The organism is Pseudoalteromonas sp. SWN29, assembly GCF_015864465.1.
In the GTDB taxonomy this organism is placed as follows: domain Bacteria; phylum Pseudomonadota; class Gammaproteobacteria; order Enterobacterales; family Alteromonadaceae; genus Pseudoalteromonas.
Genome location: NZ_JADYXE010000033.1, coordinates 17,799 through 31,729 on the forward strand (window position 1 = coordinate 17,799; position 13,931 = coordinate 31,729).

A 13,931-nucleotide genomic window follows, 5' to 3' on the forward strand; every position below is an offset into this window, starting at 1 on the left:
GTGACTTGGTATTAGATTTTTGAAATATCGTTTTTATTAATTTGTATATATTGGTTTTCAGGTAGGTTTAGTTTTGAAAGGGTGAGGTCACTAAATTGCACTCTAAATAAATCAATTACTTTATATCCGCAGTAATGTGCCATTTTACGAATTTGCCTGTTTAGCCCTTGTTTTAAAACAATACTAAACTGATTGCTGGCTATTTTATTTACTTCACAAGGCAGGGTTATGTGTTTATCAACGGGTACGCCTGCTGCCATTTTTTTACAAAAAGCATCGTCTAAAGGCTTATTTACGGTGACTAAATAATGTTTAGGCTGGTGGAAATCAGGATGTATTAGTTGATTACAAAAATCCCCATCGTTGGTCAAAATAAGTAAACCACGAGAGTCTTTATCTAATCGACCAATAGGGTAAACGCGGGTGAGTGTGGGCAAATGATGAATAAGGCTGGCTGAGTCATCAATATTTAATTTGCAGTCAATACCTACTGGTTTGTGGTACGCAAAATAAACTAAATCGGCAGCACCTTTAATTTCTTTTTCGTTCACTATTATTGTGTCTTGCTCATCAACGTGATCTATATGATTCGCTGGGCGATTATTTACAGTCACAACACCTTCATCAATTAAACGCGATGCCTGTTTACGAGAACAAATACCCGCATGGGCAATATATTTAGCGAGTCGGATTTTTGTGCTCATAACGTGTGATGCCAGCGGCTAATAAAAATTTGATCGCGATTATAGCAAAGCTGCGTATCGATACAGTTAAATTTAATTAAGGCAAAAATTATGGGTATTAAATTTTCACAGTTAAAAAAGCATGAGCCGCTACAAAAAGTCATTGTACACTCGTTAGATATGGCGCTTTATCAAGTATCAGTGATGATCAATAACGTTGAATATTATGTGACAGAAGACAGCGGTGAATTTTTAAGAGCACTAAGCCCACTGCATGTTCAAAAGCGTTTTGATAAAATAGCCTATGCGGGAATGGTACTGCGCCAAACAAGCGCTTACGACGAAATGTGCGGACAGCCCGAAAAAACCGGCAGTAATATGCTCGAAGTATCTTACGGTAAAAATAACCTGTATTGATAGAGCTAGTTTGCTAGTATTTGCTTCTTTAAGGGCGGCACATGTATCAATTAAAAGCAGATAATACCGACGCGTTAAACTCAGCGCTTCGCGCACAAATGGTTGAATTTAACGCCCAGCATTTTAATGCGCAAAGAGTGCCATTAGGCTATAAATTTACAGATGAGCAAGGCGAGCTTGTTGCCGGTATTAGTGGGTGTGTATTTGGAAATTGGCTGATGATTAGTTGGCTTTGGTGTAGTGATGTAGCGCGAGGTCAAGGTCTTGCAGATAAGTTGCTAACGGCACTTGAACAATCAGCGGTTGAACTAGGCGCAACAACTGCTCAGCTTGATACGCTAGATTTTCAAGCAAAACCCTTTTATGAAAAGCGCGGTTATAGTGTTAAGTATCAACTTAATAATTATCCGCGCTCTGGTACGCGCTATTTCATGGAAAAGTCGCTTTAATTTCTGCTGACTATTTTGCTTTTAGTGGCTCGCCTTCAAAGGTAATACCTAAGAATGGCGTTGCCTCTGGTGCTAACATAAAGGTGCGAATGTTCATGTGATCATCGCCTTTTGGGTTTTGCAGCACGTCGTCTCGGTAAAACTTACCAAAGCAATCTAGCGTATTTTGTTTACTTAAATCGTTTAATTTAGCAAACGCAAAAATTTTACACGAACCGTTGTTCTCACTTGCAGAGCTAAGTAACCCATGGTTATTAAAGCCGCAGGCGGTAAATGTATAGTTTGCCTCTATAACGGCAATAGTATCGGTAAACTGAACGCTTTTCGGGTTTTCTGCAAGGGTTGCTAAGTACTCATTTAACGTCATTTTTTGTCCTTATATTTGAAGTTAATTCAATTAATAAATTTTATTTAGCGCTCAACTCTAGCTCATCTGTTTGCTGATTTATATTGAATTTAAATCGCGATAAAAAGTTCATTCCTAGTAAACCTTGTCCACCTGTGTTTTCAATGCCCAACACTTCAAAACCATAAATAATTTGCGAGCCTACTTTAAACGATTCAATTTGGTAACGTTGTACAGTAATTTGCCCGTTAGCTGTATTAACTGTTACATCACCTAAATACAAAGGCTGCGGAGAAATTTGTTTAATAATATTGCTAGGTAGTGAGGTGATGCTTGCGCCTGTATCAATCATTAGTTCGGTCGATAGATTACTATTTATTTCAGTGTTTATTAAGTAGTGCGCGCCGCGAGGCGTTAAAGCAACGAAGTCGTCTTGCGATTGCGCTTTATTGATCATAGTTTGCAGCGTTTGCACTTGGCTTTTTAAGCTGTGCTGGCTTGGCATTCTATCAAGCGTAGCTTGTGCGCTAATTAAATCACTTTGCTGGTAGTAAGCATACGCAAGCGAATATAAAAACTGTGCGTTATCGCTTTTATAATCAAGCCAAATCTGTGTTTGCTCAATAATAGCGTGCCAATTTTGTTGCTCAGTTAATATGTGTAATTCGTTTTGGGTGAGCGTATTTAAACGTGTATTTACGTTGTTTTGAGGATCAGCAGATAGTAATGAATTCAGCTCAAATAAAGCAATAATGGCGTTTTGTGTTTGCTCGCTATTTATTAAATACTCAACCTGCAAGTTAAGTAATTCTACGTTATAAGGGCTGTAATTTAATAGCGCATTGATAAATGATTCGCTCAGTAATAAATCGCTATTTAGCCATGTTTTAAGCTGTATCAGCCACGATGAATAAAGGTTTATAGCTCTTTCTGGATTATTGTTTTTGAGTTGTTGATAGCTATTAAGTGCGGCTTCAAATTGGTGTTGTTCAAATTGCTGCTTTGCCGTATTTAGTAACGTATTTTGTTGTTTAGGCGATATGCTTTGCTGGGCACTTTGTGTTTTTTGTGATGTAGTTAACGCAGGCTGCGGCCATAATAAATAAGCGTTAAGGCTAAGTGAGCCAATTAATAGCAAGGTGATTAGCTTGGCATAGTGGCTCATAGTGACCTCTTACTTTTAAACGAGTTTATACCAATTTTATTAAAACATGATCATTTTATCGCATTAAATAACTCACTAACTGCGTTAAAAATTATTTATATAGAACAACTATATGTCACAATTTTCGCCTTGTTATTCTGCTATTTTCTTAGCGCTATAATAGAACACTTATTTAATGCAATTGGTATTATTTAATAAAGTGCGTTAAGGCGTGAATGTTAGCAATTTCAATATCAGCCAGCCCTTTATAGGCATAATTAGCGCCTTGATCGTTTAACCATACCGATTGGCAGCCGGCATTATTTGCGCCTTGTACGTCGGTATCTAGGCTATCGCCAATATGTAAAATATCGCTTTTAGCAACGTTTAAATGTGTGGCTGCTTTATCAAATAAAGTAGTGTGGGGTTTTGCTTTACCGTGCATACCCGCTTGTAATACTAGCTCAAATTTGTTGTGTAAATTAAAGCGTTCAATTTCAACGTTACCGTTAGTAATTGCAACAAGCGTAAAATGTTTGGCTAGGTTATCTAGTAAGTTAAGTACGTCATCGCTTACCACTATGTTGCTGCGCGCATCGGCAAAGGCGTTATAGGCAGCATTTGCATGGCGCTCTACTTCATCTGCGGTAAACCCAAGTTTAGAAAGCGCTAAATGTAGGGTGTGTTTGCGCCACTTAGTTACATCATCTGCAAGATCTGGGTTTTGTATTACGGCCTGTTCGCGGCATAGTTGCCAGTACTTTGGACCTTGTTCTTGATAACCCGATAGTGCGTTTAAATAATTTTGTTGGGCTTTAACGGCTGCTTTTATAATAGGGTGGTTGCTGTATAGTGTGTCGTCTAAATCAAAGCTCATGACAGAAAATGGCTTAATAGCACGATTAAATCGAATCATATTTTTTCCTAATCAGTTCGTTTTTTTGCGCGAGGGTGTGTGTTGTCGTACACCTTGGCTAAATGCTGAAAATCTAAATGCGTATACACTTGTGTAGCCGACAAACTGCTGTGCCCTAGTAATTCTTGCACGGCGCGTAAATCACCAGACGATTCTAAAATATGTGACGCAAACGAGTGGCGCAGCTTGTGCGGGTGAACCTGCGAGCTAATGCCTTGCTTTATTCCCCACTCTTGCATACGCAGGCGCACTTGGCGAATCGAAATACGATTTTTTTGGCTACTTAAAAATACAGCTATTTCATCGGGCTTTGCAAACTGAGGGCGTATTGTGAGCCATTTTTTTAATGCGTCTAACGCTTTTTTACCTACCGGAATTAACCGCTCTTTATTGCCTTTACCACGCACTAAAATTTCGCCATTAGCCGCGCTAATATCTTGCATGTTAGCGCCAACTAACTCACTAATACGCAGCCCTGATGAATACATAAGCTCCATCATTGCTTTATCTCTAATTGCGAGAGGCTCGTCGTCGGGTATTTCGAGTAAGCGGGCCATTTGATCTACATCGAGATTTTTAGGTAACGGTTTTGCAAACTTAGGGCCTTTTATGCCCACAGCAGGGTTATGATAATGCGATTGCTCGGCGATGTTTTTTGCTTTTAAAAACTTATATAAGCTGCGAATGCAGCTGAGCTTTAAACTAATGGTGCGCCCACTTAATTGTTTTGAGCGCAGTGCCATACTGTAGCGGCGAATATGCTCGCCTTGCACGCCAAACCAGTCGTCACATAATTTACTAAAATAGAGAGCTGCAAAACCAAGTTGGCTTACATATTGGTTTACTGTGTGTGCTGAATATTGTTTTTCGAACTTTAAATAATCGCTAAATAGCGTTATGGGTGTGCGCCAGTTATCGCTTAATTGAGTAATATTAGGTGCGTCGTCACTCATGCAAGTTTTTGTAACCGCAGGTGTAATGCGTTTATAAAGTCGAGTACAAAAAGGTTATCTTGCGCGGGCTCAAAGTGGTTTACGTTATTACTACCAAAGGCCAAAATAGCGATAGGATGTGTAGTGTCGCCAATTAAATAAATGGCGACAGATTGGGTATCTTCACTAAATAATTGTTCGCGTTCTTGCTGATTAATACGCCCTAAATAATGCCCAGAATGGGTAAGGCGATGTGCAATAAGTTCGTCGTATTCGGGATTATATTTTACTAATTTGCAGTCGTTAACATCTTCACTTGAGCAAATTATATTGCGCAGGTTATTTGCTAGCGTATCAAAGTCGTCATGATTCCAAAGCTGACGATGGCACTGGCTAAACAAACGATATACAAGCTCGTTTTGCGTTGCATGCTTGCTCATCGCGTCTATTTGGCTTTTTAAAAGCGTGTTGTGCTCGCGTAATTGGCGTTGCTGAATATGTACCAGCGACGTTGCACCTTGAGCTTGTTGGTGCAGCTCAAGTTGTGCGAGTAGCTCAGAGTGCTGAACTAAAAAATCAGGATGTTGCTGCAAGTAATCAATAACTTGTTCTTTACTTAGCTCGCTCATAGCGCTACTTGTCCGTCGAATACGTGCTCTGCTGGGCCTGTCATGCGAACCGGGTGACCTTCGCCACTCCAACGTACTTGCAAGCTACCGCCTGGTAAATCTACTTGAACGGTTGTTGATAACTTATTTTGCATATGACCAATAACCATTGCTGCACATGCGCCTGTGCCACAGGCTAGCGTTTCGTTAACGCCGCGCTCCCACACTCTTAATTTAATGTGTTCTTGCGACACAACCTGCATAAAGCCAATATTCGCTTTTTGCGGAAAGCGTTCATGGTTTTCAAGTAATGGACCCAATATATCAACTTGCGCGGTGGTTACGTCGTCAACTTCTAGTACGCAATGCGGGTTACCCATAGATACCGCGCCACTAAATACAGTGTGTTCTTCGGTTCTAATAATATAAGTAAGCTCACGCTTGCTCGCTTTTAAAGGGATTTTACTTGGCTCAAAATTTGGATGACCCATGTTAACCGTCACTTGACCGTCTTTTTCTATGTAGAGCGTTAAGTTGCCCGACTTGGTCGACACAGTAATTTTGTGTTTGTTAGTAAGGCCTTTCATGCGTACAAAGCGGGCAAAACAGCGTGCGCCGTTACCGCATTGTTCTACTTCGGTACCATCGGCATTAAATATTCGATAATGAAAGTCGAGATCAGGAGAGTACGGCGCTTCAACCATCAGCAATTGGTCAAAGCCAATGCCAAAATGGCGATCTGCCAGTTTTTTGATTTGATCTCGTGACAAAAAAACATTTTGTGTAATGTTATCAATCACAACAAAGTCGTTGCCTAAGCCGTGCATTTTGGAAAAATTAACTAACATAGCGCTCTAATTCGGTTTTGCTCTGTGCTAATCATGCCACAGAGCAGCGTCGTAACAAAAACGTTTATGGTAAAATTTTCTCACCTTGATAAAGGCTTTCTATAGTTTCGCGTTCGCGAATAAGGTGATGATGCTCACCATCTACCATTATTTCTGCAACACGCGGGCGCGAGTTGTAGTTTGAACTCATGGTAAAGCCATATGCGCCAGCACTTCGTTGCGCGAGTAAATCGCCTTGTTTAAGCGCAAGCTCACGATCTTTTCCTAAAAAGTCGCCGGTTTCGCACACCGGGCCCACAATATCAAAGTTGTGAGTAGGTGTTTCGTCGTCGCGAACGGATACTGGAATAATTTTTTGCCACGCTTGATAAAGTGCAGGGCGAAGCATGTCGTTCATACCGGCATCTACAATGGCAAAAAACTTGTCTTGGTTTTGTTTAATAAATTCAACTTGAGTAACTAAAATACCTGCGTTAGCTGCAATAGCGCGCCCTGGCTCAAAAATTAGTTCAAGGTGTTTATAGTTAGCTAAGCGCTCGGTAACTTGCGCTGCATATTCACTTGGGTGCGGTGGTTGCTCGTTGTTATATGGCACGCCTAAACCGCCACCAATATCTAAGTGAGTTAGCTCAATACCGTTGGTTTTTAGCTCATCAATAAGCGCCATTAGTTTATCAAGGGCTTCTAAAAATGGTCTAATTTCAGTTAATTGAGAGCCAATATGGCAATCAACACCAATTATTTTTAAGCCAGGTAAAGCCGCCGCTTGTTGATAAACACTTACAGCCGTTTGTATATCAATACCAAATTTATTCTCTTTTAAGCCGGTAGAAATATACGGATGTGTTTTTGCATCTATGTCGGGGTTTACGCGAATAGAAATAGGCGCTTCTAGATTTAGCTCACAAGCAACTTCTGAAATTCGCTCAAGCTCAGAGGCTGATTCAACGTTAAAGCATTTAATACCTAGCTTTAATGCATACGCTATTTCGTCAGACGTTTTAGCCACGCCCGAAAAAACCACTTTAGAGGCATCGCCTCCTGCTTTAATTACGCGTGCAAGTTCGCCCTTCGACACAATATCAAAACCCGATCCTAGGCGCGCTAATATATTAAGTACGGCAATATTTGAGTTTGCTTTTACTGCGTAGCATACCAAGCTGTTATGATTTTTAGTGGCTTTAGCAAACGCTAAGTAATGGCGCTCAAACGTAGCACGCGAGTACACATAACACGGCGTACCGTATTGCTGCGCTATGCTTGCTACACTTACGTCTTCGGCAAATAATTGGTTGTTTTTGTAGTTAAAATAATCCATTTATTGCTCCTGACTTTGCGATGTTTTTGCTTGCTCAGCGGTAGTGGCTGGCTTAGCTGTATTTTGAGGTTGGTTTTGCTCTGTTTGTTGTTCTGGTAAATATAGCGGACCGCTCTGCCCACAGCCAGCTAAGGCGCTTAACAGTACAGTGCTTATTAATAGTTTTTTTAATTGTAAGGTATGCGTCGCTTTCATTAGATTAATATGGTTGCTGGCTTTATAATCGCAGAGTAACAGAATATCTAAAAAATGCAGCTATTCGCGGATGATTTTATTCCTGTTACACTAACAGTACACTTTTAAAGCTAAAACGTACCCAATATTAGGCGGCTCGCCTGCAAAGGAAATAACAATGACTGAACACGAATATCACCAATTAGCCGAAGCTCTTATGTTCACTATTGAAGAGCAAGTTGATGATTGCGAAGCTGATTTAGATTACGAATCGGCACAAGGTATTTTAGAAATTATTTTTCCTGATAAAAGTAAAATAGTAATCAATAAACAAGCGCCTCTTCATCAAGTATGGGTTGCGACTAAGTTTAACGGTCATCATTTTGAAATGCGTGATGGGTTATGGATTGATAACCGTTCGGGTGCAGAATTTTGGGCGTTTATAAATGAAGCATCAACTCGCCAAGCAGGCCAAGAAGTTAAGTGGCAATCAACACTATGAGTTTAGAGTTTGTAGAATACCCAGCTCAAAGCGAGCATAAAGCAACGGTTATTTGGTTACATGGCTTAGGCGACTCTGGGGATGGTTTTGCGCCAGTGGCTCCGCAGCTTAATTTACCAAGTGAACTGGGTATACGGTTTGTTTTTCCGCATGCACCAGTACAACCGGTCACCATAAATGGTGGCATGGAAATGCGCTCTTGGTACGATATTAAATCTATAGAATTAGATAAGCGTGCCGATGAACAAGGCGTAAGAGATTCGGCTGCTAAAGTAGAAGAGCTAATCAACAAAGAAATTGCTAATGGCATACCCGCTAATAAAATTATCTTAGCTGGTTTTTCTCAAGGTGGTGTGGTGTCGCTACATTTAGCGCCGCGCTTTGAGCAAAAACTTGGGGGTGTTATGGCGCTTTCTACTTATATGTGTGTGCCGCAAAAATTTGCTGATGAAGCAAAACATACTGATTTAAATATATTTATGGCGCATGGTAGTCAAGATAACGTAGTACCGCATAGCGCGGGAAGAAGTGCGTTTGAAGTATTAACAGCACATAACATGGATGTAAGCTGGCAAGAATACCCAATGGCTCATCAAGTTTGCGCAGAAGAATTGCAAGCTATTCGCCAATGGTTAATTGCTCGTTTAAGCTAATTTTGGAACCGCTGAGGTCAATATGAGTCAAAAAATAGTTATTAAAGCAAATGTTAAACGCGAACTACAAGAGAGTGTACCAACGGTAAGCTACGAGTGGAATTGGCGTCGTATTGTGAGTATTGCTATGTTGGTATTAATGACCTCTGCAGCAGTTGTATATGGCTTAACAACCTCAGCCAGTGCAGAGCAAGGTGAGCATCCAAATGAGCAGGAGCAATTTTTAAGCTTTAGCAGTAACGCTCAAAACCAGACAAACGTTGAAGTAACGGATGTTGAGCCTGAATCATCAATAAACAACATTCCTAACGAGTCCGCAGAGATAACGCAAACGAGCATTGAACCGTTATTAGCTGCGCAGAATGAAGTTGAGCAAAGCATATCAAATAATGCACCTGATAAAGTGAATCCAGTAAATAATGATACAGTTTTATTAGCTAGCAACGATATTGTGATTGATCAAAGTGAGAGTATTAATACAGAGTTAAACTCAAACCTTGATAATGATGTGCAGGAAGAAACCGAAGAAGCTGAAAATATAGCTGAGCCTGCTGATCAAGGTGACTTACTTTTAGATCAAAAAAGCGATGATGGTGCATTGAGTGGTACTGAAGGTTTTTCGCCTACAGCACAAGTGGCAAGTGTGGCATTAGGCGCGCAAATAGACACAGATAAAATTAGCCGTGCGGTACTTACTCGTAAAGTAAGTAAGCGTGAGCCTACTAATGTGTTTGCGGCAGATATTAGGTTAAGTCAGTTTGATGAAGGGTTATCGTTTTTTAGCGAGATTAAAAACCTTCAAGGGCAGCAAGTTAAACATGTTTGGACGTTTGAAGATGAAACTATGGCTGAAATTACACTCAATGTTACTTCGCCTCGCTACAGAACCTACTCAACAAAAAATATTATGGACACACAAACAGGCCACTGGCGTGTTGATGTTGTAGATGAGCAAGGTAATTTAATTGCCCAAAAAGAATTTAGAATTTTAGCTGACTAAATACAGCTAAACGCAGTAATTAATTGGATACCCTTATGACAGAAAAAACAAAATTAGTACGCATCGCAACTCGTAAAAGTGCTTTAGCACTTTGGCAGGCCGAATTTGTAAAAGCTGAACTTGAGCGTTTTCATGCAGATGTACGCGTAGAATTAGTCCCAATGTCGACGCAAGGGGATATAATTTTAGATACGCCTTTGGCCAAAATTGGTGGTAAGGGTTTATTTGTTAAAGAGCTTGAGCAAGCCATGTTAGATGGCCGAGCTGATATTGCCGTACATTCTATGAAAGACGTACCAGTAGAGTTCCCAGAAGGATTAGAACTGCATACTATTTGTGAGCGTGAAGATCCGCGTGATGCGTTTGTATCAAACAATTTTGCTAATTTAAACGCTCTACCACAGGGCGCTATTGTGGGCACTTCGAGTTTACGCCGTCAGTGCCAAATTAAAGCACTTCGTCCTGATTTAGATATTCGTGATTTACGCGGTAATGTAAATACGCGTTTAGGTAAGTTAGATGATGGCCAATACGATGCTATTATTTTAGCTGCAGCAGGGCTTATTCGCTTAGAAATGGAGTCGCGTATTGCCGACTATATTGAGCCAGAAGTATCATTACCGGCAAATGGTCAAGGCGCTGTAGGTATTGAGTGCCGTATTGATGATGAAGTAACAAAAGCATTACTTGCACCACTTGAGCATACTCAAACACGTATTCGCGTAAATGCAGAGCGTGCGATGAATCGCCATTTAGAAGGTGGTTGCCAAGTGCCTATTGGTGCTTATGCATTAGTTGATGGCGAGCAGGTACATTTGCGTGGTTTAGTGGGTGCTGTAGATGGCAGCGAAATTTTACGCGACGAAGTAACTGGCCATGTAAATGATGCAGAAAAACTAGGCATTGAGCTTGCTAAAAAATTACTAGCTCAAGGTGCAGACAAAATATTAGCTGAAGTTTATAGAGACGCATAAATGACACATATTCTGATAACTCGGCCCGAAGGAAAAGGCGCATCCCTTGCACAGCAATTAGAGCAAGCGGGTTATCAGGCGTCTTTGTTTCCGGTATTAAAAATAACGCATTTAACACCCTCTAGCACCGAGCTGAGCCCGCTGTTAAATGCGGACAAAATAATATTTATATCGCAAGATGCAGTCAGTGCGCTTGCGCAACTAAAACCAGATATAAATACAAAAGCGCAGTTTTATGCTGTAGGCCAACAAACAGCCGACACAATATATGAACAATTTGGAGTGCGTGCTGCATTGCCTAAATCTAAGCAATATGATTCAGAGGGCTTACTGGCTCTAAAATCACTTGCTCAGGTTGATGGTAGTAATATAGTTTTGGTTAAAGGACAAGGCGGTCGCCCAGATATAGCAAAAGTGCTTAAAGAGCGCGGTGCTTTTTTAAATAATTGCATAGTGTACAAACGTGAACCGATAAGTGAATTAGGTGGCAACTGGACTGACCACTGGAAAAGCAATAATGTACACGGTATAGTCATAACAAGTAATGCAGCAGTCGATGCCATTTTTACTCCCCTTGCTGCACCACAACTACAATGGTTACAACAGTGCCAATTTTATGTTGCCAGCGAGCGCATTGCCGCATATTTACAGCAACAACAAGTAAGTTTGGCTAATATACATATTGCAGCAGGAGCTAGCGATGACGCTATGTTTACCTGTATTAATCAGCAAGGTAGCAACATGAGCGAACAGTCAAAGTCAGTTACGGCAGAAAAAGCCACTCCAACAACAGCTAACACGGCCTCGGTTAAATCAGCTAAACAAGAGCCTGTAGCTGCTAAAAACACCGCAAATAAAAATAAACAAAAGGTTAGCAAAGTCGCAGTGCTTGCACTTCTTATTTCGCTAATTGTGGCCTCAGGTGTTGGATACGAGTTTTATCAAAAATTAAATGCTGGTAAGGCGCAAAACCTAGCCGTTAATGAGTTAAGCGAGCAAAATAAGTTACTCGCTCAAGAGCTGCAAGCACTTAAGTCAGCACAATCTAATTTGCAGCAAGCGCTATTTAATAGTGAGAAAAAAGTGGCCGCAACCCTAAGTGAAAGTGCAGCTCAAAATCAGCAAGAACTAAAAGCAGCTTTGCAAAAAGCGCAGCAACAAGGCTCGTCTTTAAACCCACAAGAAGTAACCAGCTTACAGCGTATGGCTGAATTTAAACTATGGGCTGAAAAAGATTACCAAGGCACTAGTGCTGTTTTAAAGCGCTTAGATGCATTACTTAGCGAACACCCTGGAACAGTTGAAGTTCGCCAAGCTATTATGCAAGACATACAAACACTTGATAGCCTTAAACCTGTTGCAACAGAGGCTATTTATTTACAGCTAAACAGTGTGTTAACTAGTGTTGATGACTTAGTTTTTAACGCAGTAAATATTCCTGAAGAAGCGTCACAGGTTGACGAAAATGCGTTGAGTGAAGATGTAAGTGATTGGCAGCAAAATTTAAGTAATAGTTGGAATCAGATAGTCGATAGCTTTATTACCATTCGCCAGCATGAAGGTGTTGCTATTGAGCCGCTGTTAACCGATCAAGAGCGCCACTTAATTAACCAGCGCATTAAACTTAACTTAACTCAAGCGCAAGACGCGTTAATAAGTAAGCAAGCCAGTATTTATTTTAATGCCTTAGGTGAAGCTAAACGTTTAGTTACTGAATATTTTAAACAAGATGATGATGCAACTAAGTCAGTAGTTAACGCGTTAGTAAAACTTGAAAAAGAGCAGCTTAACTTTAATCCAAAAGTAACCTTAAATAGCACACAAAAGGTTAAGGAGTGGGCGCAATGATAGGGCTAATTATTTTAATTGTAGCTATTGTTGTTGTACTGGCGGTTACTCCATTTGTACTAGATGAAAAAGGCTACGTGCTTATTTCATTTAACAATACAACGATAGAAGGCACGATAGTCTCGTTTTGTATAATGGCGGCCATTACCGCTATTGTTTTATATTTAACATATAAATTAATTCGCTACTTATTATCGATTTATCATAATACTAAACATGGCTTTTTTGCACGTAGCCAAGAGCGTAAACAAGCAGCGATTGAACAGGCGTTGTGGAGTGCTATTAACGATGACTATGAGCATGTAGAGCAGGCTCTATCGGGTAATAGTGTGCCAAGTAAGTTTGAAGATATACGCTTAGCATTACTTGCAAAAGCAGCGCTTGCTAATAATCAAGCAGATAAAGCACTTGAGCGTTTATTTGAAATAAGCCCAGAGCATCAATTAAAAGTAGCAAAGCTATGGTTGGCAAGTGGCGACAGTAGTGCGATTGAGTCACAAATGCGTATTAGCGCAGAAGCTAAAAAAGCCACCAATCTTGAGTTGAAGCTTTACGCAGAAGTTTTAGTGCAGCAACAACACTTTAGTGCGCTAGAAGAGTTTTTACCGCGATTGCTTCGTAAAAAAGCACTTACTGATGCACAGTGGACGCAGTTATTTAGTGCCTACTTTAATGCGTTAGATGCAGACAATCTGAGTGAAAAATATAAACAGCTTCCTAAAAAGCTGCAAGCTCATGCACACACTGCCTATTTAATGCAAATGGCGCAAGCAGGTCAACTGGCTGTTATTGAGGGTGACCTAATTAAAATGGTTAAACACAACGAACAGCATGCGCAACTGGCTAATATATTAAGTAAAGCGACGTCTGCTGATGCAGCTAAACTGCAAGTAAGCATTCAAGATCGTCTTAAAAAAGATGATTCAAATAACTCATTATTACTTGCATTGGCTTGCCTGGCTAACGCGCAAGGTGATTATGACTTAGCAGCTAGAATTTTTGATAAAGCACTGAATATGGAAAATAAAAAACAGTTTTCTGAACAAGCTGTTTTGAGTTATAAAAATAGTGCACAGGCAGAAAAGGCACTCGTTTTATATCAATAAATGACTACACTAT

Annotated in this window: 17 protein-coding genes; 8 read left to right on the top strand and 9 right to left on the bottom strand. The window is 40.3% G+C overall.

The features are described 5' to 3' along the window. Positions 1-11: 11 nt before the first annotated feature. Entirely contained in the window at positions 12-704 is a 693-nt protein-coding gene (locus tag I6F53_RS13320; protein ID WP_197239865.1) for a pseudouridine synthase, read from the bottom strand. Positions 705-794: 90 nt separating this feature from the next. Between I6F53_RS13320 and I6F53_RS13325 the strand changes: the two genes are divergently transcribed. Together I6F53_RS13325 and I6F53_RS13330 are read left to right on the top strand one after the other, a co-directional pair. Next, positions 795-1,100, top strand: coding sequence for a DUF6482 family protein (locus I6F53_RS13325; RefSeq protein ID WP_197239866.1), 306 nt, complete (start codon positions 795-797; stop codon positions 1,098-1,100). A 41-nt stretch (positions 1,101-1,141) separates the two neighbouring features. Further along, the gene (locus I6F53_RS13330; RefSeq protein WP_197239867.1) at positions 1,142-1,549 is read left to right on the top strand and encodes a GNAT family N-acetyltransferase; all 408 of its coding nucleotides are present in this window, start codon (positions 1,142-1,144) and stop codon (positions 1,547-1,549) included. A gap of 10 nt (positions 1,550-1,559) precedes the next feature. Here I6F53_RS13330 and I6F53_RS13335 read toward each other — a convergent pair whose 3' ends face one another. The 8 genes from I6F53_RS13335 to lptM form a co-directional block, all read right to left on the bottom strand. Then, on the bottom strand, positions 1,560-1,916 hold the full coding sequence (locus I6F53_RS13335; protein ID WP_197239868.1) for a HopJ type III effector protein: 357 nt from the start codon (positions 1,914-1,916) through the stop codon (positions 1,560-1,562). 40 nt (positions 1,917-1,956) lie between these two features. Next, the gene (locus I6F53_RS13340) at positions 1,957-3,060 is read right to left on the bottom strand and encodes a retropepsin-like aspartic protease (protein ID WP_197239869.1); all 1,104 of its coding nucleotides are present in this window, start codon (positions 3,058-3,060) and stop codon (positions 1,957-1,959) included. A 187-nt stretch (positions 3,061-3,247) separates the two neighbouring features. Continuing rightward, on the bottom strand, positions 3,248-3,955 hold the full coding sequence (locus tag I6F53_RS13345) for an HAD-IA family hydrolase (protein ID WP_197239870.1): 708 nt from the start codon (positions 3,953-3,955) through the stop codon (positions 3,248-3,250). An 8-nt stretch (positions 3,956-3,963) separates the two neighbouring features. Further along, entirely contained in the window at positions 3,964-4,908 is a 945-nt protein-coding gene (locus I6F53_RS13350; protein WP_197181140.1) for a tyrosine recombinase XerC, read from the bottom strand. Next, a complete protein-coding gene (locus I6F53_RS13355) occupies positions 4,905-5,516 on the bottom strand; it encodes a DUF484 family protein (RefSeq protein ID WP_197239871.1) in 612 nt (203 codons plus the stop codon). The genes I6F53_RS13350 and I6F53_RS13355 overlap by 4 nt, the downstream gene beginning before the upstream one ends. Continuing rightward, positions 5,513-6,343 (bottom strand): diaminopimelate epimerase, encoded by an 831-nt coding sequence (dapF, locus tag I6F53_RS13360; RefSeq protein ID WP_024589649.1) that lies wholly within the window; start codon positions 6,341-6,343, stop codon positions 5,513-5,515. The genes I6F53_RS13355 and dapF overlap by 4 nt, the downstream gene beginning before the upstream one ends. Before the next feature lie 64 nt (positions 6,344-6,407). Next, complete coding sequence (gene lysA / locus I6F53_RS13365) at positions 6,408-7,661, bottom strand: diaminopimelate decarboxylase (protein WP_197239872.1); 1,254 nt, start codon at positions 7,659-7,661, stop codon at positions 6,408-6,410. Then, positions 7,662-7,856 carry an LPS translocon maturation chaperone LptM gene (lptM, locus tag I6F53_RS13370; protein ID WP_024589651.1) on the bottom strand — a complete coding sequence of 65 codons (195 nt, stop codon included), beginning with the start codon at positions 7,854-7,856 and terminating at the stop codon, positions 7,662-7,664. It abuts the gene before it with no gap. A gap of 157 nt (positions 7,857-8,013) precedes the next feature. Here lptM and cyaY point away from each other — a divergent pair, with 157 nt between their 5' ends. Genes cyaY through I6F53_RS13400 form a run of 6 tightly spaced genes read left to right on the top strand, consistent with a single transcriptional unit; the run spans position 8,014 to position 13,918 of the window. Then, positions 8,014-8,337: an iron donor protein CyaY gene (gene cyaY / locus I6F53_RS13375; protein ID WP_007377335.1), complete on the top strand. Its 324-nt coding sequence runs from the start codon at positions 8,014-8,016 to the stop codon at positions 8,335-8,337. Next, the gene (locus I6F53_RS13380; protein ID WP_197239883.1) at positions 8,334-8,990 is read left to right on the top strand and encodes an alpha/beta hydrolase; all 657 of its coding nucleotides are present in this window, start codon (positions 8,334-8,336) and stop codon (positions 8,988-8,990) included. Before cyaY ends, I6F53_RS13380 begins: the two co-directional genes overlap by 4 nt. A gap of 22 nt (positions 8,991-9,012) precedes the next feature. Next, the gene (locus I6F53_RS13385) at positions 9,013-9,990 is read left to right on the top strand and encodes a DUF2914 domain-containing protein (protein ID WP_166419564.1); all 978 of its coding nucleotides are present in this window, start codon (positions 9,013-9,015) and stop codon (positions 9,988-9,990) included. Between the two features lie 35 nt (positions 9,991-10,025). Continuing rightward, the gene (gene hemC / locus I6F53_RS13390; RefSeq protein ID WP_166419565.1) at positions 10,026-10,964 is read left to right on the top strand and encodes a hydroxymethylbilane synthase; all 939 of its coding nucleotides are present in this window, start codon (positions 10,026-10,028) and stop codon (positions 10,962-10,964) included. Further along, the gene (locus tag I6F53_RS13395; RefSeq protein WP_197239873.1) at positions 10,965-12,812 is read left to right on the top strand and encodes a uroporphyrinogen-III synthase; all 1,848 of its coding nucleotides are present in this window, start codon (positions 10,965-10,967) and stop codon (positions 12,810-12,812) included. Next, a complete protein-coding gene (locus tag I6F53_RS13400; protein ID WP_197239874.1) occupies positions 12,809-13,918 on the top strand; it encodes a heme biosynthesis HemY N-terminal domain-containing protein in 1,110 nt (369 codons plus the stop codon). Before I6F53_RS13395 ends, I6F53_RS13400 begins: the two co-directional genes overlap by 4 nt. Positions 13,919-13,931 lie beyond the last annotated feature (13 nt).